This is a genomic window from Maritimibacter sp. (genome assembly GCF_016774595.1).
GTDB classification, from domain to species: Bacteria; Pseudomonadota; Alphaproteobacteria; order Rhodobacterales; family Rhodobacteraceae; genus Maritimibacter; species Maritimibacter alkaliphilus.
This window is the reverse complement of the sequence record NZ_JACBWT010000001.1, coordinates 2123640-2149463: the sequence shown is the minus strand read 5'-3', so window position 1 is coordinate 2149463 and position 25824 is coordinate 2123640. Positions and strand designations below refer to the sequence as shown.

Annotated in this window: 26 protein-coding genes; 12 read left to right on the top strand and 14 right to left on the bottom strand. The window is 63.0% G+C overall.

From position 1 onward, the window contains the following. Positions 1 to 16: 16 nt before the first annotated feature. From HOY44_RS10820 to HOY44_RS10810, 3 genes are all read right to left on the bottom strand, one after another. Positions 17 to 1081, bottom strand: a complete 1065-nt coding sequence (locus HOY44_RS10820) for a DUF1036 domain-containing protein (RefSeq protein WP_287434675.1) — start codon at positions 1079 to 1081, stop codon at positions 17 to 19. A 22-nt stretch (positions 1082 to 1103) separates the two neighbouring features. Continuing rightward, positions 1104 to 2102, bottom strand: coding sequence for an ArsJ-associated glyceraldehyde-3-phosphate dehydrogenase (locus HOY44_RS10815; RefSeq protein ID WP_287434674.1), 999 nt, complete (start codon positions 2100 to 2102; stop codon positions 1104 to 1106). 134 nt (positions 2103 to 2236) lie between these two features. Next, complete coding sequence (locus tag HOY44_RS10810) at positions 2237 to 2401, bottom strand: hypothetical protein (RefSeq protein ID WP_008332548.1); 165 nt, start codon at positions 2399 to 2401, stop codon at positions 2237 to 2239. Positions 2402 to 2505: 104 nt separating this feature from the next. Between HOY44_RS10810 and HOY44_RS10805 the strand changes: the two genes are divergently transcribed. Further along, positions 2506 to 3387 (top strand): LysR substrate-binding domain-containing protein, encoded by an 882-nt coding sequence (locus tag HOY44_RS10805; protein WP_008332547.1) that lies wholly within the window; start codon positions 2506 to 2508, stop codon positions 3385 to 3387. Here HOY44_RS10805 and HOY44_RS10800 read toward each other — a convergent pair. From HOY44_RS10800 to HOY44_RS10790, 3 genes are all read right to left on the bottom strand, one after another. Beyond that, complete coding sequence (locus HOY44_RS10800; RefSeq protein WP_287434673.1) at positions 3372 to 3626, bottom strand: hypothetical protein; 255 nt, start codon at positions 3624 to 3626, stop codon at positions 3372 to 3374. The genes HOY44_RS10805 and HOY44_RS10800 overlap by 16 nt on opposite strands. An 80-nt stretch (positions 3627 to 3706) precedes the next feature. Next, on the bottom strand, positions 3707 to 4261 hold the full coding sequence (locus tag HOY44_RS10795) for an ActR/PrrA/RegA family redox response regulator transcription factor (protein WP_008332545.1): 555 nt from the start codon (positions 4259 to 4261) through the stop codon (positions 3707 to 3709). Between the two features lie 100 nt (positions 4262 to 4361). Continuing rightward, entirely contained in the window at positions 4362 to 4982 is a 621-nt protein-coding gene (locus HOY44_RS10790) for an SCO family protein (RefSeq protein WP_008332544.1), read from the bottom strand. A 96-nt stretch (positions 4983 to 5078) separates the two neighbouring features. On the opposite strand from HOY44_RS10790, the gene regB reads away from it, so the two are divergent. From regB to trxA, 8 genes are all read left to right on the top strand, one after another. Further along, positions 5079 to 6458: a sensor histidine kinase RegB gene (gene regB / locus HOY44_RS10785; protein WP_287434672.1), complete on the top strand. Its 1380-nt coding sequence runs from the start codon at positions 5079 to 5081 to the stop codon at positions 6456 to 6458. Between the two features lie 72 nt (positions 6459 to 6530). Beyond that, a complete protein-coding gene (locus HOY44_RS10780) occupies positions 6531 to 8135 on the top strand; it encodes a PAS-domain containing protein (protein WP_287434671.1) in 1605 nt (534 codons plus the stop codon). Positions 8136 to 8174: 39 nt separating this feature from the next. After that, positions 8175 to 8663 (top strand): tRNA (adenosine(37)-N6)-threonylcarbamoyltransferase complex ATPase subunit type 1 TsaE, encoded by a 489-nt coding sequence (gene tsaE, locus HOY44_RS10775; protein ID WP_287434670.1) that lies wholly within the window; start codon positions 8175 to 8177, stop codon positions 8661 to 8663. Then, positions 8656 to 9675: an aminoglycoside phosphotransferase family protein gene (locus HOY44_RS10770; protein ID WP_287434669.1), complete on the top strand. Its 1020-nt coding sequence runs from the start codon at positions 8656 to 8658 to the stop codon at positions 9673 to 9675. The genes tsaE and HOY44_RS10770 overlap by 8 nt, the downstream gene beginning before the upstream one ends. Next, positions 9651 to 10343 carry a nucleotidyltransferase family protein gene (locus tag HOY44_RS10765; protein ID WP_287434668.1) on the top strand — a complete coding sequence of 231 codons (693 nt, stop codon included), beginning with the start codon at positions 9651 to 9653 and terminating at the stop codon, positions 10341 to 10343. The genes HOY44_RS10770 and HOY44_RS10765 overlap by 25 nt, the downstream gene beginning before the upstream one ends. Next, positions 10327 to 13284 carry a double-strand break repair protein AddB gene (gene addB / locus HOY44_RS10760; RefSeq protein WP_287434667.1) on the top strand — a complete coding sequence of 986 codons (2958 nt, stop codon included), beginning with the start codon at positions 10327 to 10329 and terminating at the stop codon, positions 13282 to 13284. Before HOY44_RS10765 ends, addB begins: the two co-directional genes overlap by 17 nt. Beyond that, a complete protein-coding gene (addA, locus tag HOY44_RS10755; RefSeq protein WP_287434666.1) occupies positions 13281 to 16640 on the top strand; it encodes a double-strand break repair helicase AddA in 3360 nt (1119 codons plus the stop codon). Before addB ends, addA begins: the two co-directional genes overlap by 4 nt. Before the next feature lie 34 nt (positions 16641 to 16674). Beyond that, complete coding sequence (gene trxA, locus HOY44_RS10750) at positions 16675 to 16995, top strand: thioredoxin (RefSeq protein WP_008332536.1); 321 nt, start codon at positions 16675 to 16677, stop codon at positions 16993 to 16995. Positions 16996 to 17150: 155 nt separating this feature from the next. Here the strand turns inward: trxA and HOY44_RS10745 are convergent, their stop codons facing one another. Both HOY44_RS10745 and HOY44_RS10740 read right to left on the bottom strand, forming a co-directional pair. Continuing rightward, the gene (locus HOY44_RS10745) at positions 17151 to 17357 is read right to left on the bottom strand and encodes a hypothetical protein (RefSeq protein ID WP_050771961.1); all 207 of its coding nucleotides are present in this window, start codon (positions 17355 to 17357) and stop codon (positions 17151 to 17153) included. A gap of 125 nt (positions 17358 to 17482) precedes the next feature. Next, positions 17483 to 18094, bottom strand: a complete 612-nt coding sequence (locus tag HOY44_RS10740; RefSeq protein WP_008332533.1) for a L,D-transpeptidase — start codon at positions 18092 to 18094, stop codon at positions 17483 to 17485. 166 nt (positions 18095 to 18260) lie between these two features. Between HOY44_RS10740 and dalA the strand changes: the two genes are divergently transcribed. Then, on the top strand, positions 18261 to 18773 hold the full coding sequence (gene dalA, locus HOY44_RS10735) for a divisome-associated lipoprotein DalA (protein WP_040884878.1): 513 nt from the start codon (positions 18261 to 18263) through the stop codon (positions 18771 to 18773). A 71-nt stretch (positions 18774 to 18844) separates the two neighbouring features. Here the strand turns inward: dalA and HOY44_RS10730 are convergent, their stop codons facing one another. From HOY44_RS10730 to hslO, 5 genes are all read right to left on the bottom strand, one after another. Further along, positions 18845 to 19513 carry a L,D-transpeptidase family protein gene (locus HOY44_RS10730; RefSeq protein ID WP_353806630.1) on the bottom strand — a complete coding sequence of 223 codons (669 nt, stop codon included), beginning with the start codon at positions 19511 to 19513 and terminating at the stop codon, positions 18845 to 18847. 67 nt (positions 19514 to 19580) lie between these two features. Continuing rightward, complete coding sequence (locus tag HOY44_RS10725; RefSeq protein ID WP_287434665.1) at positions 19581 to 20792, bottom strand: class I SAM-dependent RNA methyltransferase; 1212 nt, start codon at positions 20790 to 20792, stop codon at positions 19581 to 19583. Continuing rightward, positions 20789 to 21952: a CCA tRNA nucleotidyltransferase gene (locus HOY44_RS10720; RefSeq protein WP_287434664.1), complete on the bottom strand. Its 1164-nt coding sequence runs from the start codon at positions 21950 to 21952 to the stop codon at positions 20789 to 20791. Before HOY44_RS10720 ends, HOY44_RS10725 begins: the two co-directional genes overlap by 4 nt. Beyond that, entirely contained in the window at positions 21949 to 22548 is a 600-nt protein-coding gene (locus HOY44_RS10715; RefSeq protein ID WP_008332528.1) for a CoA pyrophosphatase, read from the bottom strand. The genes HOY44_RS10720 and HOY44_RS10715 overlap by 4 nt, the downstream gene beginning before the upstream one ends. After that, entirely contained in the window at positions 22535 to 23509 is a 975-nt protein-coding gene (gene hslO, locus HOY44_RS10710; RefSeq protein ID WP_008332527.1) for an Hsp33 family molecular chaperone HslO, read from the bottom strand. The genes HOY44_RS10715 and hslO overlap by 14 nt, the downstream gene beginning before the upstream one ends. Before the next feature lie 74 nt (positions 23510 to 23583). Here hslO and HOY44_RS10705 point away from each other — a divergent pair, with 74 nt between their 5' ends. Next, positions 23584 to 24033 (top strand): NUDIX hydrolase, encoded by a 450-nt coding sequence (locus HOY44_RS10705; RefSeq protein WP_287434663.1) that lies wholly within the window; start codon positions 23584 to 23586, stop codon positions 24031 to 24033. Here the strand turns inward: HOY44_RS10705 and HOY44_RS10700 are convergent. Next, positions 23988 to 25274 carry a PP2C family protein-serine/threonine phosphatase gene (locus HOY44_RS10700; RefSeq protein WP_287434662.1) on the bottom strand — a complete coding sequence of 429 codons (1287 nt, stop codon included), beginning with the start codon at positions 25272 to 25274 and terminating at the stop codon, positions 23988 to 23990. The genes HOY44_RS10705 and HOY44_RS10700 overlap by 46 nt on opposite strands. 170 nt (positions 25275 to 25444) lie before the next feature. On the opposite strand from HOY44_RS10700, the gene HOY44_RS10695 reads away from it, so the two are divergent. After that, positions 25445 to 25756 carry an Hpt domain-containing protein gene (locus HOY44_RS10695; protein WP_287434661.1) on the top strand — a complete coding sequence of 104 codons (312 nt, stop codon included), beginning with the start codon at positions 25445 to 25447 and terminating at the stop codon, positions 25754 to 25756. The last annotated feature ends 68 nt before the right edge of the window (positions 25757 to 25824 follow it).

Genomic DNA, 25824 nt, shown 5'->3' with positions numbered 1-25824 from the left:
CCCCATGCAGCACCCGTCACGGCGCGCGATTCATCACCACCGGCTCGCTGAAGTCGTCGACGAACAGCAGCTCCATCTGAGTGTCGTCGATGTAGGACAGGAAGAAACAGGTCTCGGGGTCGTTCTCGTCCGACGGCATGAGCCGAACACCGACCCCGTCGCCCTGCGCGCCCGGGCAGCCATTCCGGAAATGCATGAAGCTCGACATTTCGGGTTCGCCCGTGAAGCTTTCGGTGAAGAAACTGCCGTAGATCTCGATCTCATAGTCCCGATTGGTCGCCCCGACCCAGCGGCCCTGCATCGCGTCGCGATCCGAAGCGAACTCATCGTCCGCGATGACCATGTAATCCGACAGTGCCAAAAGGGCGCGCCCATTCCCGCTTTCCATCACATCGCCCGAGAATTGCATGGCCGTATTGACCGGACGGGTCACCAGATCGTCGATAAGGGCCTGTGGGGTCGGTCCGGCCTCGGCCACGCCGACAACCCAGCCTTGGGTCGAGAAGAAACAGACCCGATCCGAGCCGTAGTCACCGCAATGACTGAACAACCCGGCATAGGTTCCGTATTCGCCATGGGTGCCCGGCGGATCGGCGTCAGCCGAGGGGGAGGTGTCGAGCAGGTTGTCGAAAAGGGACGGCACATCATCGTCGCGCTCGGTCTGGGCCGAAGGTTGCCCTTCGCGCCCACCGTCGCCGGTTATGTCGATGGTGAAGCCGGGCCGCCCCTCCATCGCGATTTCATTGAAGCCTTCGCGGTCGTAACCGCGGCTTTCGCAATTCGTGTCCCCGACAATCGTGAACACGTCGTCGGATGTGCAGAACATATAGGTATCATGCTCGAACGCGTAGGCGCCGGATTCGACCCGGTAGTAGTAATGGCTCTTGGGCGTATTCCCCGGCAGAACGGTCCGGCAATCGCCGGGATCGACGTTCCACCAGCCTTCCGACACCCAATCGGCGTCACCCTTGTATCCGATGGCCACCGAAACGACGGCATCGGTCGAATTGCAGAATTCCACGTCGGCGAATGCGGCAGCCGGGCAGAGCGAAAACAGGACGAACAGAAAACGTGGGTTCATGACAGCCCCCGAAAGTCATGGATCAAATGGATGCCAGAACCATCCGAGCCACGTCGGCAAGGCGGCAGGCATAGCCCCATTCATTATCATACCAAGCGTAGATTTTCACCTGAGTCCCGTTCACGACCATCGTGGAGGGCGCGTCGATGATCGAGGAACGCGGATCGTTCGTGTAATCGGTCGAGACGAGCGGGCGCGTCTCGTATCCGAGAATGCCTTTGAGGGGGCCATTCGCCGCCGCTTCGAGGGCCCCGTTCACCTCTTCGACCGTCGTGTCGCGCTCCACCTCGAAAACGCAATCGGTGAGGGACGCGTTCAGCAAGGGCACCCGCACCGCGTGCCCGTTCAAACGGCCGGTCAGCTCGGGAAAAATCTGGGTGATCGCCTTGGCCGAACCCGTCGTCGTGGGGATGAGCGAGTTCAGGGCCGACCGTGCGCGGCGCAGATCCTTGGCCGGGCGATCCACGATGGTCTGCGTGTTCGTCACGTCATGGATCGTCGTGATCGAGCCGTGCTTGATCCCGAATGCCTCGTGAATGACCTTGACCACCGGGGCGAGGCAATTGGTCGTGCAGGACGCGGCAGTGACGAGGTCCTGATCCGTATAAAGGTCGCTGTTCACGCCGTAGACGACATTCAGCGCATTCTCTTCTTTTACCGGGGCCGAGACGACCACCTTTTTCACGCCCGCCGCGTAATAGGGCGCCAGTTTCGCGTTGGTCTTGAACGCGCCCGTGCAGTCGATGACCAGGTCGATGCCGTCGAGCGGCAGGTCTTCGATCGTCCAGCTTGCTGTCAGGGGAATCTCGGTCCCGTTGATGGTGACCGATGCGTCGCTGTGCGAGATGTCGGCATCCCAGCGCCCGTGGACCGTATCGAACTCGAACAGATGGGCGTGAATCTCCGGTGTGCCGACCGGATCGTTCAACAGGGCGATCTCGGCCGCCACCCCGTTGTCGATCAACTCACGAAGTACGAGCTTTCCGATGCGGCCAAGGCCGTTGATGGCGATGCGTGTCATGTGAACCTCCGGTGATCGGTCGCGGGCTATCGGCCCGATGTAACGGTTTCATGACAAATCCACGAGACAAAGGAAAACCGCCGGAATGTCTGATCGACGTTCCGGCGGCTCCCGAAGATTGGCGTGAGTCTGGCTTACAGGGAAATCTTGCTGTAGATGCGCCGGCGCAGTTCGTCGCGCGCTTCCTCCCGCTTGATGCGATCCGCGTTGCGGATACGGTGTTCGCGTTCGAATCCGGTCTCGCGACGGGCCTCCGCCCCGGTTGCAGTGCGAATGACGTGGTTCATGATACCCAACATGGCGTTTCTCCTTTCCGCGTTGCATGAAAGGACCATGCGGGATTCGAGGGGTTCAAGCGAGTTTCTAAACTTTCAAAGTTGTAAGTTTCACTTACAGTAAAGGGATGGACTGGTCCCGAATCCCATCTCTCGCCGCGCTCCGCGCCTTCGAGGCCTTGGCGCGCCACAACTCCCTGTCCGCCGCCGCGCGTGACCTGAACGTGACCCATGCGGCCATCGCGCAGCACCTTCGCGCGCTCGAGACGCATTTTGGCGAAAGCCTTGCCACCCGCGACGGTCAGACGATGAAACTGACGGAGACGGGGCGCGATCTGGCGGATGCGCTGGGCGAGGGGTTCGGGCGGATCGCCGAGGGCGTGACGGACATCATGGACCGCAACGCCATCCGCCCGATCACGGTGACGCTCACCCCATCCTTCGCGGAAGCCTGGCTGATGCCGAGAATGGGCCAGTTCTGGTCGCAACATCCCGAGGTCGAGGTGCGGCTCGTGCCGTCGATGGCGCTGGCGAACCTGCGCCGCGATGGCATCGACCTCGCCATACGGTTCGGAAACGGCGACTGGCCCGGCAACGATGTCGAACCGCTCGCGGTCAGTCAGTTCGTCGTCGTCGCGGCCCCGACCTATACCAAGGCCCGCACCTTGGATGAATTGGGCGGACTTAGCGCGCACGACTGGTTCTTTTCAGCCGCCGCGAACGAGCAGCGCGTCTGGGGCAAGGCCATCGGCGTGGATTTCGATAAGGTTGGGGCGCAGGACATGGCGAACAACGGTATGGTCCTGTCGGCGGCCCGCGCCGGACTGGGCCTTTCGATCCAGTCAAAGGCGCTCGTCGCGCCCGATCTGGACTCAGGCCAGCTTACGACCCTTTACGAAGGCGACCCCGAAGGCTTGGGTTACTACATCGTCACGCGGCCCGGCGTTCTAAGCCCCGGCGCGCGCGCCTTCAGGGCATGGCTGCGGAAAATGGCTCAGGCACAGGTCTGACCGGCGCTTTCGCCCGCCGTTTTCCAACCGACGAACCGTTCGGAGGAAAAGGTCAGGATCAGACCATCCCAATCCAGTTGGCGGGCGATGCCCGGCGCACAGCCGGCAAGCGGGAGCGCACGCCCCGCGCCGAGTTCCCGTTCGAGAACCGGGATCATCCCCCTTGGGCTGCGACCGAAATCCATCCGCTGCCCAGTGCCGGAAACCAGAAGCCCCTGAGCATCCGGCGTGAAACTCACACCCTGCCGGGCGGGCGCAACATTCGAAGCTGTTCCGGCACAGCCCGCCAACAAGACACAGGCGACCGCCAGCGCGGCCTTCATTTCGGCGAGCGTTTCGCGAGGATACGTTGCAGGGTCCGGCGATGCATGTTCAGGCGGCGCGCCGTCTCCGACACGTTGCGGTCGCAAAGTTCGTAAACGCGCTGAATGTGTTCCCACCGGACGCGATCCGCGCTCATCGGGTTTTCCGGCGGCGGCGGCAAATCTTCACCGTTGGCGAGCAGAGCCTTGACCACGTCATCGGCATCGGCGGGCTTCGACAAGTAGTCGGTCGCCCCGATCTTGACCGCGGCTACCGCCGTCGCGATGGCACCGTAGCCCGTCAGCACGACGATCCGCGACTCCGGCCGCCGTTCGCGCAACGTCTCCACGACGTCGAGCCCGTTGCCGTCGCCAAGACGCAAATCGACGACCGCATAGGCCGGGGGCCGCCCGGTCGCGATGGCCTTGCCGCCCGCGACACTGTCGGCCGTCTCGACCTCGAACCCGCGTTTTTCCATCGCGCGCGCGAGTCGTTTTAGGAACGGTTCATCATCGTCGACCAGCAGGATCGACCGATCTTCACCCAAGTCATAAGCCACGTTCTCGGACATTTCCCGTCCTCCGCCTGTTCGCATTCACAAAGCTTTATGCATCACCTTTGCACGCGTCAAATTGATGCATGTCAAACTTCGGTTCAGTTTCTTCTACGGATCAGGAGGACGCGTCGATGAAACAAGACATGCTTTCGGCGATCTTCTCGGGGCTGTCGTCCCGCTTGAAGAACTCGACGAAGCCGGTTTCCGGCAGAACCAGATAGGTGAAGGTCGAATGATCGACGAGGTAATACTCATCGTCGCCTTCGTCCTGCTTCTTGTAATAGGTCTTGTAGGCCTGGCTCGCCGCCTTGACCTGTTCCGGCGATCCGGTCAGGCCTATCATGTCGTCGTGCAGGAAGGAGGTGAAATCCTTTAGCTGCTCCGGCGTGTCGCGATCCGGGTCGATGGAGATGAACGCCATCTGCGCGTCATATCCCCGTTCCTGCACCAGATCGAGCGCCTCGGCGTTCCGCGCGTTGTCGAGCGGGCAGACATCGGGGCAGAAGGTGTAGCCGAAGTAAAGCAGGGTCGGCTTGGTGAAGACATCCTGATCGGTGACCGTCTGACCGTCTTCATCCACCAGTTCGAAAGGCCCGCCAATCGTGCTCGTCCCGCTCCCCACGACCGAGGCACGGCAATCGGCGAATGCGTCGGTCTCGGACCGGCTGACATACCAAGTCGCTCCGATCAGGGCGACGATTGCGACGGCCGCGACGACGGCGATGATACGGGTCATGGGAACCTCCTGCGCACTTCGGGCGCATTGATCGGCTAGTCGCCCCCGACTAACAAGGGTAGACTTTGACGCAACCCCTCACTTTTGCGGGACACCATGCCAGACAGCAGCGCAGACCTGTTCGAAGCCAACCCCGGCCGAAGCTGGATCAAACTGCGGACCCTGAACATCCTCCGATGGGTCGCCGTCGGGGGCCAGATCGGTGCGATCGGTGTCGCGGATCGTGTGTTCGGCATCCAGATCGAGCTTGGGTATTGCGCGGCAGTCGTCGGGCTTTCGATCATCGCGAACATCGTGTTCCACTTCGTCTACCCCGAAAACAAGCGGCTGAACGAACGGGAAGCCGTCGGAATGCTGCTCTTCGATACGCTTCAACTGGGGCTGCTGATCGTGTTGACCGGGGGGCTGAACAACCCCTTCGCCGTCCTGATCGCCGCCCCGGTGACCGTCTCCGCAACCGCCCTGTCGCTGCGCGCGACATTGCTGGTCGGGGCTGCCGCGATTGCGTTCACGTCCTTCGCGGTCGATCTGCACATCCCGCTCTACACGGCGGATGGTTCGGTCCTCGAACTGCCCGAGGTGTTCGTGTTCGGCGCCTGGGTCGCCATCGTCACCGCGATCGGCTTTATCGCCGCCTATACCCGTCGCGTATCCTCGGAAACCCAAGCCATGAGTCAGGCCCTGCTCGCCACACAAATGGCATTGGCGCGCGAGCAGAAGCTGACCGACCTCGGCGGTGTCGTGGCGGCAGCCGCACATGAACTGGGAACGCCGCTCGCAACCATCAAACTGGTGTCGTCGGAAATGGTGTCGGACCTGCCCGAAGGCTCGGACCTGCGCGACGATGCGGAACTGATCCGGGATCAGGCCGACCGTTGCCGCGACATCCTCCGCTCGATGGGACGGTCCGGCAAGGACGACCTCCACTTGCGTCAGGCACCCCTCGTCGCGGTGGTCGAGGAAGCCGCCGAACCCCACCGCGACCGCGGAAAGGACATTGTGATCGAGGCGGACGAGCACAATCAGGCGATGATCCAACGCCGTCCCGAGCTGGTCCACGGTCTGCGCAACCTCGTCCAGAACGCGGTCGACTTCGCCGCGACGACCGTCTGGGTCGAGGCGGATACCACGGACACGGCGATCATGATCCGGATCGTCGACGATGGCGCAGGATACCCGCCGCACCTTCTGGGTCGGATCGGTGATCCGTTCATCCGGCGCCGGCGCACCGCCCCGGACGCGCAGAGACCGGAATACGAAGGCATGGGTCTGGGGCTTTTCATCGCCAAGACCTTGCTGGAACGCACGGGTGCCGAACTGACCTTTGCGAACGGACAAGACCCCTACACTGGTGTCGCGCGACCGAATGAACGGTCGGGCGCAATCGTCGAGGTTGTCTGGCCGCGTGGCACCGACAGCATCGAGGCCGCCGAGCGGCTTCCGATGCTCGGCGAGAACGTGGTCATCGCCGGGTAACGTCCCGTTTAAACATTCGTTAACCATCACAACTTTAGGATGCAGTGACAATTCACGGCTGGACCTTGATTCATGACCACACTGCTTGCGATCGCACTCGTTTTCGTTGCCTTTCTGGTGGCCTTTGCGGTGCTCTTGTTCATCGGGCTTTTCGACAGGCGCCCCTCTGGCGGCATCCGGCAGGTTTCCGTGGGCGAACGGGGTGCGATCACCTTCGTGTTCGAGAACGAAAGCCTGCTGGATGCCACCACATCCGCGCGCGATCTGCTGACGTCGGCCCCCCATCGGGGCACCGATTGGGCGCGGCTTTCGATCCTGCTCGAGCCCCGCTTCCCGGGGCTTGAGGCCTGGATTTTCGAACTCGCCGATCTGGGCGCGATGGAGCGTGTGTCGAATGACGGCACGAGCTTGCTACGTGCGGAATGGCACGATGGTCTCGCCCGGATCTCGCTGACCTCGACAGGCGTGGACGATACCGAAATCGGGCCTGACAAATACGCGGTCGCTGCCCTGAATCGTGAACTGGACACGCTCCGCTCCGCCACGGACCGCACCCCATTCCCGATTTGGCAAGAGGATGCGTCCGGGGTCATCACATGGTGCAACCGTGCCTACCTCGACCTCGCGGATTCGATGGAAGAAGGCGGCCAATCCTACAAGTGGCCTCCCACACGGCTGTTTGCAGGGCCGACTGCGGAGGACAGCAGCGATGCGGAATCACGGCGGGAACGGATGGCGCTCACCCCGACGGGCGAAGAGACGCGGCATTGGTTCGAGGTGGAGACGCGGCTGAACGGGGACGGCCAGATTTGCACGGCGATCCCGGCGGACGATCTGGTCAAGGCCGAAGTCTCCCGCACCGAATTCGTGACCACACTGTCCAAGACCTTCGCGTCCTTGCCCATCGGTCTGGCGATCTTCAGCCGCTCGCGCGAACTGGCGATGTTCAATCCCGCCCTTCTGGATCTCACCACGCTGCCGGTCGATTTTCTCGTGTCGAAGCCGTCCCTCGCCGCATTTCTGGATCGGCTGCGGGAAATGCAGATGATGCCTGAACCGAAGGACTACAAATCCTGGCGTCAACGCATCTCGGACCTCGTCGATGCCGCCCGAAACGGCACGTATGAGGAAAGCTGGACCCTGCCGGGCGGGCAGACCTACCGCGTGACCGGAAGGCCGCATCCGGATGGGGCCGTCGCCTTCCTGTTCGAGGACATTTCCGCCGAGATCGGCCTTGCCCGTCGATACCGGGCCGAGATCGAAACCGCGCAGGCCACATTGGACGCCCTGCCCTCTGCCATCGCCGTTTTCTCCACCTCCGGGGTGCTGACGCTGTCCAACAGCCACTATGCCGGGTTATGGGTCACCGAAGACGGCTCCGATCCTTCGACCATGCCGATTTATGAGGCCGTCGAACTGTGGCGGGACGCCGCCTTGCCCAGCGCGGTCTGGGACCAGATCAAGGGGGCCGTCGGTCATGCCGGTCCGCGGGAGCCTGTCGAGACCGGAATTTCGCTCAAGGATGGTCGAAGCCTGATCTGTCGCGTCGTGCCCCTGCCACGCGGCTTCACGTTGATCGAATTCGCTCATGTCGCAGCGGGTGAAAGCCGGGACGAGAGCGATGGGTTCGCCCGGTTCCCGATGCCGAGCCGCTCGGTTGTCGGGGTCGGGAATTAAACGACTTGCCCCCCAAACCGCGCCGGTTACAACAGGTGCATGAATGACGCGCCCGCCCATCGGATCAGGCTGACATCCCCCGAAAAAACGGCGGAACTCGCAGCCGCTTTCGCAAGGCTGGTGCGTCCCGGCGACGTGTTTTTGCTGTCAGGTCAGATCGGTGCGGGAAAGACCCATTTCACCCGCTCGCTCATTCAAGCGCGGCTCGCATATGCCGACAGACCTGTCGAAGACGTCCCCTCGCCCACGTTCACACTGGTCCAGACATACGAGGTCGACGGATTCGAAATCTGGCACGCGGACCTGTACCGCCTGACCCATCCAGACGAGGTCGAGGAGCTTGGATTGTTCGACGCCTTCGATACCGCCGTGTGCCTGATCGAATGGCCCGACCGCTTGGGCGACCTGGCCCCGGCCAAAGCCATCGAAATGGACTTCTCGGTGCCCGATGATCCGGAAACACGGATCGTCGACCTGTCCGGCCTTCCCGAACACCTCGAACCCGTTCTGGAGGCCGTGCATGACTGACCGCGCCGCAAAGATCGCGGCCTTCCTCGACGGGATCGGTTGGGGCACCGCGACACGCCGCAATCTGGCTGGCGATGCGTCCAACCGCCGGTATGAAAGGCTCGACCTGAACGGCACTCCGGCCGTCCTGATGGATGCCCCGCCGGACAAGGGCGAAGATGTCAGGCCGTTCATCCGCATTGGCGGGCACCTGAAAGCGATCGGTCTGTCGCCGCCCGAGATACTGGCGCAAGACGAAGAACTTGGGTTTCTTCTTCTCGAAGATCTAGGCGACGGCCTTTACGCGCGATTGCTCGTAGCCGATCCGTCGCAGGAATTGCCGTTGTATCTCGCGGCGACCGACGCCCTGATCGACCTGCACGCGGCCCCCCTGCCAAGCGCGCCGGATTATGGCCCGGAAACCATGTCGGACTTCGCCTGCCTCGCGACGGACTGGTATGCGTTCGGCGCCACCGGGAACCGGGATACCGCCGCGACCCAGACGTTGCGCGCGGCGATGCTGACCGCCTTCGGCGCCCTACCGCCTTGGTCCCCGGTCCTCGTGCTGCGGGATTACCACGCCGAAAACCTCCTCTGGTTACCCGCGCGACAAGGGTCGGCGCGTGTCGGCCTTCTGGATTTTCAGGACGCCGGTATCGGGCACCCCGCCTATGACCTCATGTCGCTGGCGCGCGACGCGCGACGGGAGGTTTCGCCCGCAACATTCGCGGCGATGATGGCGCGATACGTGGACGCAACCGGGTACGATGCGGAGGGTTTCGCCCGCGCCTGTGCGACCGTTTCGGCCCAGCGCAATCTGCGCATTCTCGGGGTCTTCGCCCGGCTGTCGCTACACTTCGGCAAGGCGCATTACGTCGATCTCATCCCGCGTGTCTGGCGGAACTTGCAGACCGACCTGTCACACCCCGGACTGTCCGAACTCGCTCGGTCCATCGGGCAGCTCTTGCCCGAACCGACCCCGGAAATCCTAGCGACACTGAAGGCCAAATGCGGCACCATCCCGACGCTCTGATGATCTTCGCGGCCGGCTTCGGCACGCGGATGGGCCCGCTCACCGCCGATCGCCCCAAGCCGATGGTCGAGGTTGCGGGCAAACCGCTCATCGACCACGCCCGCGCCATTGCCGAGGATGCCGGTATCGGCAGGATCGTCGCCAACCTGCACTACAAGCCGGAGCCTTTGATCGAACATCTGAACGGCACCGGAATCTTGCTGTCCCATGAACGGGATACGTTGCTCGACACAGGCGGCGGCTTGCGGAAAGCCCTGCCCTTGCTGGGCCCCGGCCCGGTCTTCACCCTGAATTCCGACGCGGTCTGGACGGGTGCCAACCCGTTGGGTGAGCTTCGATCCGCTTGGGACCCGGACCGGATGGATGCCCTTCTCCTCCTGCTCGATCCCCACGATGCGCGCGGCCATCCGGGCGCGGGCGATTTCACCTTGTCGGACGGGCGGCTCAACCGCGGGCCCGGCTACGTCTATTCGGGCGCGCAGATCATCAAGACCGAAAGCCTGCACGACGTTGCGGAGACCGTCTTTTCCCTGAACCTGATCTGGGACCGAATGATTGGCGCGGGACGACTGTCCGGCATAGTCCATCAGGGCGAATGGTGCGATGTGGGTCATCCGCAGGGGATTGCAGAAGCCGAGGCTCTGCTGGACTATGACCGAGATGTTTGAACCCAGCGAACGCCCCCGTGTTTTTGCCCAAGCGCCGGGCGTCGACTTTCCGAAAGCCGTGATCGAAGGGCTGCGTGCGCGGCTGAACGGTCAGCCACCAGAAGCCATGGCGCGCGTGACCCTGTTCGTGAACACGATGCGGATGAAGCGGCGTTTGATCGAACTGTTCGACCAAGGCCCGCCCGCGCTCCTCCCCCGCATCCGTCTGGTCACCGACCTTGGGCAGGACGTGGCGATGGCGGACCTTCCACCCGCCGTATCTCCGCTCAGACGACGGCTGGAACTGGCGAGCTTGATCTCAGAACTCCTCGACAGCCAGCCCGATCTTGCCCCTCGGCACGCGATCTTTCCGCTGGCCGACAGTCTTGCGAACCTGATGGACGAAATGCACGGCGAGGGTGTCCCGCCCGATGCGCTCGAAGACCTCGATGTCTCGCAGCATTCGGCTTACTGGGCGCGCAGTCTTGCCTTCATCCGGCTCATTGCCCGGTTCTTCGGGACCGGGGGCGCCGAGCCGCCCGACCTCGAAGCCCGTCAGCGGAAGGTCGTCGAACGGGTGACGGCGAACTGGATCGAACGGCCCCCTGCCGACCCGATCCTCGTCGCCGGGTCCACGGGGTCGCGCGGCGCGACCGCGATGTTGATGGAGGCGGTGGCCCGCCTGCCGCAAGGTGCCGTGATCCTGCCGGGATTCGACGCGCATATGCCGGCACACGTCTGGGCGAAAATGGACGACGCGCTGACGGCCGAGGATCATCCGCAGTTCCGGTTTCGCCGGCTTTTGTCGTCGTTGGGCCTGTCGCCGGGGGATATGGGTGACTGGCACGCGCAGGATGCCCCCAACCCGCGCCGAAACGCGTTCGTTTCGCTTGCGCTTCGCCCCGCGCCCGTCACCGACCAATGGCAGGATGAAGGTCCGAGCTTCGCGGATATCGACGCCGCTACGCGCGAACTGAGCCTGATCGAAGCTCCGAGCCCGCGAGAGGAGGCATCGGCGATTGCGATGATCCTGCGCGACGCGGCCCAACGCGGACGCGAAGCCGCGCTCATCACGCCGGATCGCGTTCTGACGCGGCAAGTGACGGCCGCGCTCGACCGCTGGCGCATCACCCCTGATGACAGCGCGGGGCGCCCGCTGCCGCTGACCGCCCCCGGCCGTCTGCTTCGCCATGTCGCCGAAATGCGGGGTCGCCGGATCACCGGTGTCGATCTTCTCACGCTGCTCAAGCATCCGCTCACGCACACGGGCGGCGAGCGGAACGACCATCTCAGGTTGTCCCGCGATCTTGAGCTTCAAGCCCTGCGCCGGGACATGCCGTTTCCCGACAAGGCGTCGCTCGCGGTTTGGGCCGGGGAGAAGCCGGACCGGGTCGAATGGGTCGAATGGCTTGCGCCCCTTGTCGCTGACCTTTCTGAAACCGGCACCCAATCCCTGACCGCTCACGTCGAACAGGTCGTCACACTCGCCGAACGGCTGTCGGCTGGACCGGATGACGGGAAGTGCGGCGAGCTTTGGGACAAGGAAGCGGGACGGGAAGCGCGACGTCTCGTCGACGAACTCCTGCGCGAGGCGCCGTTTGGCGGTGAAATGACGCCCTCCGACTTCCGTGACCTGTTTTCCGCCGTGCTGAACCGTGGATCGGTCCGAAACCCGGATACGCCTTATCCCGGCATCAAGATCTGGGGAACGCTCGAGGCGCGGGTGGGCGGCGCGGACCTCGTCATTCTCGCAGGTTTGAACGAGGGAACCTGGCCGGAACGACCCGCCCCTGATCCGTGGATGAACCGTGATATGCGGCAGAAGGCGGGTCTATTGCTGCCTGAAAGGCGCATTGGGTTGTCCGCCCACGATTTCCAGCAAGGCTTGGGCGCGCCCGAAGTCGTGCTCACGCGGTCCCTGCGGGACGACGAGGCCGAAACGGTTCCGTCGCGATGGATCAATCGCTTGATGAACCTGATGAACGGCATGTCCGACGCCGGGGCCGGTGCGTTGAAGGCCATGCGATCCAGAGGTGACGCTTGGCTGTCCCTCGCGCACGAACTCGATCGGCCCGGTCGTGATCACAAAACCGATCCCGCGCCGCGTCCATCGCCGCGCCCACCCGTCGAACACCGACCCAAGCGCCTTTCGTTCACCCAGATCGGCACTCTGATCCGCGATCCTTATGCGATTTATGCCGACAAGATCCTTGGCCTGCGCGGGATCGACCCCCTGCACCAATCCCCGGACGCGCCGCTTCGGGGCACGGCCGTTCATGCGGCCTTCGAGCGTTTCATCAGGGAACGACCGAAGGATGAGACGCGGGACCACGCCCGCGCACGCCTGTTGTCGGTCGCACGCGAGGTGTTCGAAGCTCAGGCGCCTTGGCCCGCCACGCGGCTGCTGTGGCTCGCCAAGCTGGAGCGCATCGCCGACGACTTTCTGGACGACGAGGACGAACGACAACGGGATGCGACCAATGCGCTGACCGAGATCAGGGGGGAGGCGACGTTCGGGACGCCTCCGTTCACGGTTTACGGAACGGCGGACCGCATCGATGTTCTGAACTTCGGGCAAGTCGCGATCTACGATTACAAGACGGGCCAACCGCCCAGCGAAAAGCAGCAGAAGGCCTATGACAAGCAACTGCTGCTCGAGGCACTGGTCGCCCGCAAGGGCGGCTTCGGTGACCTTGGCCGGATGAAGACCGCGCGCGTCGCCTATATCGGTCTGGGTGCCAAATCGAAATACGTTCCGATCGACGTGGATGAGACGCTTCTTGCCCGAACTCAGGCTGAATTAGAGTCTGTTCTTGCCGATTTCGCGAACCGCGAACGGGGATACACGTCGCGCCGTGTCGTGCTGAGCGCCAATCGGTTCGGCGGCGATTTCGACCACCTCGCGCGCTATGGCGAATGGGATCACACGGCGGAACCCAAAGGCGAAGAGGTCGGGGGATGAGCCGGGACGAAGCGACACAACGTCAGGTCGAAGCGGCCGACCCCGGCGGGAACACCTGGCTTTCGGCCAATGCCGGGTCCGGAAAGACGCGCGTGCTGACGGATCGCGTTGCGCGCCTTTTGCTCAATGGCGTCGAGCCGGGCCACATCCTTTGCCTTACCTATACCAAGGCCGCGGCGAGCGAGATGCAGAACCGGCTGTTCCAACGTCTCGGCGCATGGGCGATGCTTGGCGACGCCGATTTGCGGGCCGAACTCGATGCGCTTGGCGTGATGGGCGCACCGGACCTGAGAAAGGCGCGACGCCTGTTCGCGCGTGCGATCGAAACGCCCGGTGGCTTGAAAATCCAGACCATCCACGCCTTTTGCGCCACGATCCTGCGCCGCTTTCCGATGGAGGCCGGGGTTTCGCCGGATTTCAAGGAAATGGACGACCGGACGGCACAGCTCTTGCAGGAAGAGATCGTCGAAGAAATGGCCTCGGGCGACCTGCGGACGCGGGTCGAGGGTCTGGCCCGCTACTACACCGGCGCCGAGATCATTGGCCTGACGGGCGAGATCATCGGCATGCGTCAGCACTTCGTCGCGCCCGTCGAACGCCATGACGTCTTGGCGGAGCTTGGGCTGCCACGGGATTTCAAACTGGACGATGTGCTTTCCCGGGTGTTCACGCCCGGATTCAAATCCGCCATCCAGTCCGCCCCGCCGATCCTGTCCCAGCACAGTTCGACAATGGTCACGTTGGCGCAGAAATTGGCCGGAATAGATACTGTTTCGCCGTCCCAGAGCGGTTTCGATGTCCTTGCATCGGCTTTGCTCACTCAGTCGGGCACCGTGCGCAAGAACCTGTTGACCAAGCCGGCGATTGCGGATCTCGGCGACAGCGCGGAAACCTTGTTTGCCCTTGCCGAGGTGGTCGAGACCGAGGTCGACCGGGTGAAAGCTCTCGCCGTCGTCGACCGGACCGTAGTGCTCCACGAATTCGCGCATCCATTCGTTCGGATGTATGAGGAGCGCAAGGCCAGAAACGGCTGGCTGGATTTCGACGACCTGATCCTGCGGGCGTCGGCCCTGCTGAACGCCTCCGACGTCGCGCAGTGGGTGCTGTTTCGGCTGGATGGCGGGATCGACCACATCCTCGTGGACGAAGCGCAGGACACGAGCCCGTCACAGTGGCGGGTGATCGACAGCCTCGCGCGGGAGTTCATGTCGGGCGAAGGCGCCCATGCCGACCGCGAATGGTCGATCTTCGTCGTGGGCGACCCGAAGCAGTCGATCTATTCGTTTCAAGGCGCGGACCCGGACGAATTCGCATCGATGCGCGAGGCCTTCGACGAGAAACTCAGACAGATCGAGCGCCCGCTCCAGCAAATGCCGCTGGAATACTCGTTCCGCTCATCGCCTGCGATCCTGACGGCCGTGGACGTCACGCTTGACGGTGTGGATGGTCTGGGCGGCAGTAACCCGCACCACCGGGCGTTTCACGGCGACCGGCCCGGCCGCGTCGACCTGTGGCCCGCAATCGAGCCGGTCAAAGAGGATGAGCCGCGACCGTGGGACGATCCGCTGGACGTCGCCGCACCCACCGATCACACCGTTCAACTGGCTGACAACATCGCAGGCGAGATCGGCCGCCTGATCGAAGAAGAGCATGTGCCTGCGACCGAAAAGGGCGAAACGGGTTTCCGGCCTGTTGTGCCCGGTGACATCCTGATCCTTGTCCAGCGACGGTCCGACCTGTTTCACCACCTGATACGCGCGTGCAAGTCGCGCGGCTTGCCCATTGCAGGCGCCGACCGGCTGCGGATCGGCGGCGAAATGGCGGTGAAGGATCTGACCGCTCTGCTTTCGTTCCTTGCGACACCGGAAGATAACCTGACGCTCGCTTCCGTCCTGCGCTCGCCCCTGTTCGGATTGTCCGAGGATCAGCTTTACAGGCTGGCCTATGGGCGCGAGGGGTATCTTTGGCGGGCGTTGTGGGACAGCGGGCACAGGCGCGTTGTCGAGGCGTTGAGCGACCTTCGGGATCAGGCCGACTTCCTGCGGCCCTATGATCTGATCGACCGCGTTCTGACGCGGCATGACGGACGCCGTCTTCTGCTTGGGCGCTTGGGGGCCGAGGCCGAGGATGGGATCGACGCGATGCTGGCGCAGGCGCTGGCTTATGAGCGTGTCGAGGTGCCGAGCCTGACCGGCTTCCTGACGTGGCTCGACACCGAAGACGTCGAAATCAAGCGACAGATGGATTCCGATGCGCGCGAAATTCGCGTGATGACCGTGCATGGTGCCAAGGGCCTCGAATCCCCGATCGTCATTCTGCCCGATACCACCAAGCGCCCGGTTCGCGATCTCAGCGACCTTGTGGTGCTGGAAAACAACGTCGTCTGGCGGCCAGCGGCCCCGGATATGCCCTCGGTCCTTGCGCTCAAGAAAGAGCAAGCCCGGACGAAGGGGGCGGAGGAGCGGATGCGCCTGCTCTATGTCGCGATGACGCGCGCCGAAAGCTGGTTGATCGTCGCGGGCGCAGGCGACGTCGGCAAGGAAGCCTCGGACTCCTGGCATGGGCTGGTGCGCGATGGTCTGACGAAACTGGATGCGGTCCCGCGCGGCTTTCCGTCCGGGACAGGTGGGTTGCGGTTTCAGGTCGGCGATTGGCCCGCGGGCGAGAAACGGAACGTGACAGCCGACGCGGATCGGGAGCCTGACCCGCCGGACTGGTCGCTCGTGGCCGCACCCAAGCGAGAACCCGCGCCGAAACCCATTTCCCCCTCGGACCTCAAGGGTGCCAAGGTGGTGCCCGGTGCTGTCGAGGGATTGGACGGCGACGCTGCCAAGCGGCGCGGGCGGCAGATCCACCGCCTCCTCGAGTTTCTTCCGACCTATCCGCGCGAGGACTGGCCCGCGACCGCGCGGGCGCTTCTGGCATTTGGCGAGGATGCCGCGTCGGACGCCGAGCTCGCAGAGTTGCTGGCCGAAGCGACCGCGGTTCTGGACTCCCCCGCGCTCGCGCCGCTGTTCGAGCGCGGCGTTCTTTCCGAGGTCGAGATCACCGGACCCGCCGGGTCGTCGGGCGAGAAGCGTCTACACGGAATCATCGACCTGCTCGTGATTGAGCCGGACCGCGTGCTCGCCATCGACTTCAAATCGAACCTCACCGAACCGGACGCCGCCGAGGCGATTCCGGAGGGGATTCTGGCCCAGCTCGGGGCATATGAAAGTGCGCTTTCGGCGATCTATCCGGATCGGCGCATCGAAAGTGCGGTGCTCTGGACGCGCAGTGCAACCCTGATGCCTGTGCCACCCGGTGTGGCAATACGCACATTTCGTTTGCTTGACGCAGCAGGGACCGATACCTAGTTTCCTCCCAACGCATCACGCAAGGAGCAAGCTTATGGCTACCGTCGCTGTCACCGACGCCACGTTCGAAGAAGAAGTACTGAAATCCGATGTCCCGGTCGTCGTGGACTTCTGGGCCGAATGGTGCGGCCCCTGCAAGATGATCGGCCCGGCTCTGGAAGAACTGTCGACCGAGTACGGCGACAAGGTCAAGATCGCCAAGGTGAACGTGGACGAGAACCCGAATTCGCCGGCCCAGCTTGGCGTGCGCGGCATTCCGGCGCTGTTCATGTTCAAGGGCGGTCAGCCGATCTCGAACAAGGTCGGCGCGGCCCCGAAGGCGGCCCTGCAAAGCTGGATCGACGAATCGATCTGATCCGCGCTTCAGCGCAGTCGAAAAAGGGCCCGGTCGTGTTCGACCGGGCCTTTTTCTTGTGGGGTCATCAGATCAGATGCCCCTTAAAAGCGAAAACCCCGCCGCAAGCGACGGGGTTTCCAATTCCGTTCCGGGCAGGTTGCCCGGCGCGTTCATTAGCAGGGGGTAGCAACCACTGCACAGAACACACCCACGCCGACGAGGGCGAGGAAGATGAGCGGAACGATGATGCCGGCGTTCGACGACGACGACGACTGTTCCACGATGATTTCCGGCTCAACGATCGGGTCGATGAGGGTGCCGGCCTGAGCGGCGGTGGCGGCGAGAGCAGCAACGGCTGCAACAAGCATGACTTTTTTCATTTCAATCTCCAATTGTCCTTCCGACACTCGCGCGCCGGAACAAGGGTAGTTCTGTACCTCGTGCTTGCAGAAAACAGTATCACCGAAAAATTGCAACTAGTTTCCGGCGAAACCGACCTGTGGTGTCAGATAAGCAACACCTGAGAACCCACCGTCGCAAGGCTGAAAAGCTCAGCAATATTCTCATTGTAGAGCCCGATACAGCCGTTCGAAGAACGCCGCCCGATCTTGCGTGTGTCGTGCGTGCCGTGGATTCGGTAGTACTGCCATCCGAGGTACAGCGCGTGGGTGCCGAGCGGGTTTCCGGGACCGGCCGGAATGAAGTCCGGCCACTCGGGATTGCGCTCTTTCATCGACGGGGTCGGGCGCCATTCCGGCCCCTCGACCTTGCGAGTCACGCTGGTGCGCCCGCGACGGGTCAGATCTTCGGTCAGCGGCACCGAAGTCGGATACAGCTTGTAGACCCCGTCGTTGTTCCAGAAATGCAGGGCGCGCGAGGTGATGTCGACGAGTATTGCGCCGTTGTTGAGATTGTCGAAATACGGGCGCCAATCCAGCGTGCGGAAGCTCGAGATGTTCCGGCGCACCACTTCGGACAGGTCACGCTCGACCTCGGTCGAATTCTCGGTCTGGGCCAGTGCAGGCGCGACGCCCAGCGCACCGACTGCCGCAACGCTCGTGGTCAGGAAGGTGCGGCGCCCCATGCGGTCGAAACGGGAACCCGTCATCTGAAACATTCCTCGAATTCCGTGGTATTCACCGTTTCGTATAGAGCGGAGACCCGCTTGTCGCAATTCAAACCCATGTGCTCACGCCAATTTTTGCCGATGCCAAATTGATTGTCTCAACGATTGTCGCTAAGGCGATGGGGCTTACGAGACTGACCGGAAAGACCCACGTTCCATGACCCGCATTGCCCTTGTTCTGAGTGCGCTTCTGTTCACTTTGGCGGCCTGTAGCACGAACCAGCCGATGCGCATGGGGCCGGATGGCAAGCCGATGCCCTCCGTCTACAAGATTTCTCAGTCTCAGCAGAGCCAGATTCAATTTCGCGTTCTGGATTCCGTGAACGAGCTTCGGTCGGCGGCAGGTGTGCCGCCCGTTCGGTTGAACGCGGAACTGACCGCCGCCGCCGCGACCCATTCCCGAGATATGTCGGTGCAGAACCGGCCCTGGCATTTCGGTTCGGACGGCTCGTCGCCCATCGACCGGGTCCGTCGCGCCGGCTACAGCGGCCCGATGCTGGGCGAGAACATATCCGAGACCTTCGAGACGGAGCTTGAGACGCTCGCCGCATGGATGGGTCAGGAGGACACCCGCAACGTGATCCTCGACAGCCGTGGTCGCAACATGGGCTTCGCGTTCTATCAGGAGCCGAACGGCAAGATCTGGTGGACGATGGTCATGGGCGGCTGACGAACAAGGTCCCGGATACGACGAGGGGCGCCCGCGAGCGCCCCTTTTTTCATTCCCATCGAAGACCGGAGTTATTCCGTCCCGTTCGATGTGACGAGGATCTCGGTCCCCGCCTGAGCCTGCCACAGAACCGGGTCCATCGGCATGATCGGCTCGCGCCCATGGGCGACCAGAATGTCGGGTGCGGTTTCGTCGAACGGTTTCGGCGTGCCCGGACGCGGGCGCAGCAGCGGCGGCTGCTTCGCCGGGAAAATGTGGATCGGCGTGCCGTCACGCACCATCGCGTAGATGTCCTCGATCTCCTTGTTGGTGACCGCGATACATCCGGCGGTCCAATCCGCCTTGTTCTTGTCCTCCTTCCGGGTCGGGCCACCGTGAATGAAGATGTCGCCGCCCGGGGAAACCCCGACCTCTTTCGCGATCTTGCGATCCGTGTCGTTGGGGTAGTCCAGACCCACGGACAGGTGGAACGCGCTGTCGGGATTGCGGCGGTTGATCCGGTAGCTGCCCTCAGGCGTGCGACCGTCGCCCTTCTGTTGCTTGTGCCCATAGGGCGAAAAGCCCAGGTGCACATCGTATTCCGCAAGCGCCGTCTGATGATGCATCAGATACATCTTGCGGTTTTCCTTGAAGACGAAAATCTCGGTCACTTCCGGACCGTTGTACGTCTTGAACTTGGAACATGCCGTCAGCCCCAAAAAGGCCGCCGTCGATGCCAGCATCACGCGTCGGTTCATCATTGTCGTTGGTCCCAGAAATTCTGCCCGAGCCATGTTTTACACGATTTTCCCAAACCGGGAAAGATCGTCAGCGAGTGAAACACGCCGCCAGCTCGACATGCGGTGACCAGCGGAACTGATCGACCACGACGAGCCAATCCAGCGTGTATCCCGCATCGGTTAATATTTTGGCGTCGCGCGCGAAAGTCACCGGATTGCAGGACACCGCCGCGATGCGCGGAACACCGCTCGCCGCGATCTCGACCATCTGCGCCTCGGCCCCCGCGCGGGGCGGGTCGATGACCACCGCATCCGCCCTCAGCTCGTCCGAAAGCAGCGGACGGCGGAACAGATCGCGGGTTTCCGTTTTGACGGCGTGAAGCCCTTTGCTGTGCCGCCATCCCGCGTCGAGCGCCAACAGCATGTCATCCACGCCTTCAACCGCAAGCACTCCGGCGCGCTCGGCTATGGGAAGGGTGAATGTCCCGCTTCCGGAAAACAGATCGATGACACGCGATGCGTTTCCGACGGCCTCGAGGACCGCCGCCGTCAAAGCCGTTTCCCCCGGCTTGGTCGCTTGCAGGAAAGCCCCCGGCGGCGGGGTGACAAGCGCGGAGCCGAACCGTTGCGCGGGCGGTCGCGCCATCGCCACAATCTCGCCATCCCATGCCAGTCGGGCGACATCGAACTCGCCGGCGATCCCCGCAAGCTCCGTTTCGAGCTTCAAATCAAGGGGTTTTCCGCCACTGACCGATATGTCGAGCCCGGCCTCGGATTCCGTCACGGTCATTTTGACTTCGCCTTTCCGCGAACCCCCCACGGTGGCAAGAGCCTCGCCAATCGGTAGCGCGGACATCAGGGCCGGGGTCAGCAGGTGGCAGTTGGGGATCGGCGTGATGACATCCGACTTCGGCGCATGAAAGCCGACGAGAGCGCCCTTCTTGGTGCGCCGGACCGCCAAAGTCGCGCGGCGCCGGCTGTTCGGGGGAGATGTGGCGATACCGCGTATCTCCGTCGTCAGCCCCTGCGCGGTCAGGGCCTGCTCGACGATCCCGACCTTCCACTGTGCCACGAACGCATCGCTGGCGTGTTGCAGGGCGCAACCGCCGCAGGATTTGAAATGCGGGCACGGCGGTTTGATCCGATCGGCGGACGGACGCACGATTCGCGGTGCCTCGATCCGGCCATCCTCGATCTGCCCTTCGACGATCTCGCCCGGCAGGACACGCGGCACGAACACAGGCCCCGGCCCGATACCGTCGCCCTGATGACCAAGCCGTTCGATGGTGATTTCCGTCATGGCAGGCCCAACAACTGTTCGCGGGTGAGTTTGAAGCCCGAATCGACCCATTTCGATTCCAGCGCCTTGAGCCGTGCCCCGAGCTCCGCGCCCTGAAACCTCGGGATCAGATCGTTCGCCGTGACCGGAAGAACCGCGTGCGAACCGGCACTGCAAGCGTCGATGAAATCGTCCGGGGGAGGTGTTTCCATCAGCGCCGCATTCATGAGCACGACATCCCTCGCAACGTCCGCGCCCAGACGGTAGCCCAGCGCGGCGGGTTTTTCCGTGCTTCCCCGATGATCCAACAGGGTATCAAGCCGCCTTGCATCGAGATTCGATAGGCGCAGCGCATCTTTGTGATCACAACCCCCCAGCACTGCAAGGCGGCGCATGGCGTCGGGTGCGACGCCCCGGTCCTGTTCGAAGTGCACCAAAATCGGTAGCGCCGTGGCGTCGAGGCCGGGCATGATGCGGGCCAGAACGCCCGAGCCTGCCATCGCCGCGATGGAAGGTGCAGGATCGGGGGCGGCCAGAAGCTTGACGACTTCGGACCCGACCCGCTCACGCGAAAGAGTGTCTATTCCATCCGAAAGCTCGGAAATCGCAGCCAGCGCATCGGGATCGAGCCCGGCATCGGCATCGCCATACCATGCGTGGAAACGAAAGAACCTGAGAATGCGAAGGTAATCCTCGCGAATACGGTCATGCGCGTCGTCGATGAAGCGCACTTTCCGCGCCAACAGGTCTTGCAGGCCGCCGAGCGGATCGATGATTTGCCCGTCAGGGGCCGCATAAAGAGCGTTCATCGTGAAGTCACGGCGTCTGGCATCGTCCTCCAACCGATCGGCGAACGCCACCACGGCGCGCCGCCCATCCGTCTCCACGTCCTTGCGCCATGTCGTGACCTCGAACGGATGACTGTCTGCAACCACGGTAACCGTGCCATGCTCGATCCCAGTCGGCACCGCGTGAAACCCGGCCTTTCGGCTAAGTTTAGACACTGTTTCCGGGTGCGCGTTGGTCGAAATATCGAGATCCGTCACCGGAGCACCGATGAGGGCGTTTCGCACGCATCCGCCAACGAAATGCGCCTGGTATCCGGCCGACGTCAGCATGGCGCAAACGGACTGCGCCAGCGGGTCGTGAAGCCATGTCTCGGTGATGCGTGCGCCGGTCATTGTGCAAGCCGGTCTGCCAGAACGCGCAGCATCCGGGCGGTTGCGCCCCAAATGTAATAAGGCCCCCACGGCACGGTGAAATATCGACGGAACTGCCCACGGAAGTGACGCCCCTCGATAATGTAGCGGCCCGGATCGGCGATATGGTCGAACGGCACGGTGAAAACTTCGGCCACCTCGCCCGGCTCAGGGGTGAAGCGGAACGGCGCTTTCACGCGCGCGACCACTGGGGTTACCTGAAACGACGTAATCGTTTCGTGGAATGGCAGGATACCCAGCACCTCGACATTCTCGCGTGACAGCCCGACCTCTTCCTCCGCCTCGCGCAGGGCCGCTGCGGTTTCGTCCGCGTCGACCGGATCGACCTTTCCGCCCGGAAACGCGATCTGGCCGGGATGATGTTTCAGGGCCGATGATCGTTGTGTGAGGATCAGATCGACCCCTCGCTCCGTCTCCATGAACGCGACCAGAACCCCTGCCGCCCGGAAGGTGCGGTTTTGGGGGCGAACCTCCGGGTTCAGGTCGAAGTCGGACGAGCTGTCGCCCTCGGGCCCGCAGGCGCGGGCGAGCGCGGCGAAAACGTCAGACGCTTCCATCGCTGTCTTTGCCAAGGATCTTGGGGTCGAATTCGTAATGCGCGCCGCAGAACTGGCAATCGGCCGTAACGATCCCATCGTCCGTGGTCATGTAGGCGATATCCTTGGCCGAATAGATCGACAGGCTTTCGATCACCCGGTCCTCAGAACACGTGCACCCGAAGGCGACGGGCTGCGGATCGTAGACGCGCGGCCCCTCTTCGTGGAAAAGGCGGGCGAGCATTTCGGTCGGCTGCACTTCGGGCCCGATCATTTCTTCGGCCTGAACCGTATCGAGCAGAATGTTCGCGCGGCTCCAGTTTTCGCGGTCGTCCTCGGTCGGGAGGATGTCTTCCGCGGTCAGCAGGCCGTTTTCCCCCGAACCGCCCTCGCCGGTCGCGAACGGAGAAGCCTTTGGCATGTGCTGAAGCATGACGCCGCCCGCGCGCCAAAGCTCTTCCTTCTTGAAGGACAGGATGAAGCGGGTGGGAAGTTGTTCTGACTGCGCGAAATACGTTTGCGCGCAATCCGACAGCGATTCCCCGGCGATCGGCGTCAGACCGGAATAGGGCGTCGTGCCCGCCCCCTGATCGATCAGAATGGCGAAATAGCCGCGGCCGATCTGGTCGAACGGTGACCCGTCCGGCTCGATCCGATCCTCGTCATAGCTGGCATAGGCACGGATGCGTCCCGGCTCGCCGTCTTTCTCAGGGGCATAGTAATCGGTCGCGATGAGTCGCGCGGGGCCGTCGCCACGAACCTGAAGCGAAAGCTTCCAGCGCAGCTTGATCGTCTGGCCGATAAGCGCGGTCAGCAACACCGCTTCCGCGACGAGGTTTTCGACGGACGGCGGATAATCGTGTTGTTCCAGCACCTTGTCCAAGACACCATCCAACCGGACGACCCGGCCGCGAACATCGGCCTGATCGAGTTGGAAGGGCAGGATCGTATCATCCCAGGCGATTTGCGACCCGAGGCTCATGCGCGGTTTTCCTTGTCTGTTTGGCGTGGCATACCGCGAAGCCATGTAGGGAGCAACCGAGCGGGAGACCAGAGATGCGGCGCTATGGTGAAGCCATTGTGAGCGGACAGCGCTACCGCCCGCGCCCCGGCGCCTACGCCATTCTTCCGCGCGATGGCCGGATTCTGCTGACGCATCAGGACGAGCCGAACCCCGAGTTTCAGTTGCCCGGCGGAGGGATAGATGCCGGCGAATCCCCTTTGCGCGCGCTGCACCGCGAAGTGCTGGAAGAAACGGGCTGGCGCATTGCTCGCCCGCGTCGGCTGGGCGTTTTCAAACGGTTTGCCTATATGCCGGAATACGACCTGTGGGCCGAGAAGATCTGCACGATTTTCGTGGCGCACCCGGTGCGGCAGCTTCACGCGCCGACCGAGCCGGGGCACGAGGCGATCTGGGCCGATGCCCGCCTTGCCGTTTCCTTGCTTGCGAACTTCGGCGATCAGGTCTTCTTGGCCGACTTCTTGTCAGGCGCACGTCCTCGGTAGTCCAGAACGACGCTCGATATATCGTCGGGCATCGCCTGACCGTCCGCGAAACGGTCGAGATCCCAAGTCAGGGCTTCGAAAAATTCGCCGCCGCGCAAGCCGGCGTTCTTGGTCAGCAGCTGCGCCAAGCCGCCCTCCTCCAATTCCTCATCCGCCGCGTCCCTGCATTCCGTGAAACCGTCCGAATAAAGGACAAGCCGTTCGCCCGGAGCGATCTTGAAGCGATGCGTTTCATAGGTCGCATCCGTCACCAGCCCGATAGGCAGACCGCCCGTTCCGTGAAACCGCACCACGCCATCGGACGCGATGACCGCCGGGTTCGGGTGGCCGCATTGCGCGATCTGGACGTCGCCGGTGCCCTGATCGACATATGCGAGCGTCATCGTGAAATAGAGGTCGGATTTCAGCTCCGACACCATGAGTTCATTGAGCGTCTGCGCGACTTCGTCAGGCGGCCTGATGCGAAAGCCCTGACCCGGCACGGCTTCGAACGCGACATTGCGCGCCGGCGTCCCATCGGTCAGATAGCCCGCGATCCGGGCGGTCAGCAGCGCCGAGGCGATCCCGTGGCCCGAGACATCGATAGCATAGATCGCCACGGTCCCGTTGCCGCCGTCAAAGCAGCCGACCAGATCGCCACCCACATGGCCGCTGGGTTTCAGGAGGAGCGAGACCTGCGACTGACCGAAGTCGCGCAGCTTGTCCTTGACCAGCGACATCTGCATCTTGCGCGCTTCGACGAGGTCGCGGTCGAGTGCGTCGTAGAGTGTCGAGATTTCGTCCAGCGTCGCGATGACGAGCCGGTTCTTTTCGTTCAACTCGCGTTCCATGCGAAGAATGCGGTCCCCCGCCGATATCCGCGCGCGCAGTTCATCGGGACTGGTCGGTTTTGTAAGGAAATCGTCGGCACCGATATCCAGACCGCGCGCGACGGCACCCTTTTCGTTCTTGGATGTCAGGAGGATGAAATATCCATACTGGTCGCGCGGCATTTTCCTGAATTGTCGGCAAAGCTCCAACCCCGTCATGCCGGGCATCATCCAGTCGGACAAAACCAGATCGATGTGCGTGGAACCGAGGATCAGCAACGCCTCCTCGCCGCTTTCGGCTTCGATCACATCGAAGCCTAGGCGGGTGAGCGTCGCCACCAGAACCCGGCGTTGGGCGCGGCTGTCATCGACGACAAGCACCTGCCGGATGACGCTATCGTCCAGATGCCCGCGTACAGATTTGGATTTCAACAGGTGTGCCGGCACGACTTGCCCCGCTAGAAGGTTCGATCAGTTCCCGTGGGGCATATCCACGTCAGCTTAACACAGCGTGAAATGTCGAATTTTCATGAGTTTTCCTGCGTCCGACACCCCGTCTTAACCGGCAGGACAGCATGGTTTTCCGAATGAAGGAGCGCGCGATGATCGACTGGCAACAGGTTGACACCCTCAAGGGTGAAATAGGGGACGACGACTTTGACGAAGTCGTCGGGATGTTTCTGGAAGAGGTCGAGGGTGTGTTGGACGACCTGAGGAACCAGCCGAACGGTCAAACGCTCGAAGGTGCGCTTCATGCCCTGAAGTCCTCGGCGCTCAATCTGGGGTTTTCCCGTTTCGCCGACCTTTGCGCTTCGGGCGAGGCACAGGCGGCAAATGGCGGCGCCGTTGACCTTGAACCGATCTTTGCCGCCTACCAGTCATCAAAGACTGTGTTCGAAGCCGCCCGCGCCTGATCTGGCAAGGGGAGTGAGAGCGATCACCCTTGCCCGCAACGGGGCTTGCCGATAAACCGCGCCGGACA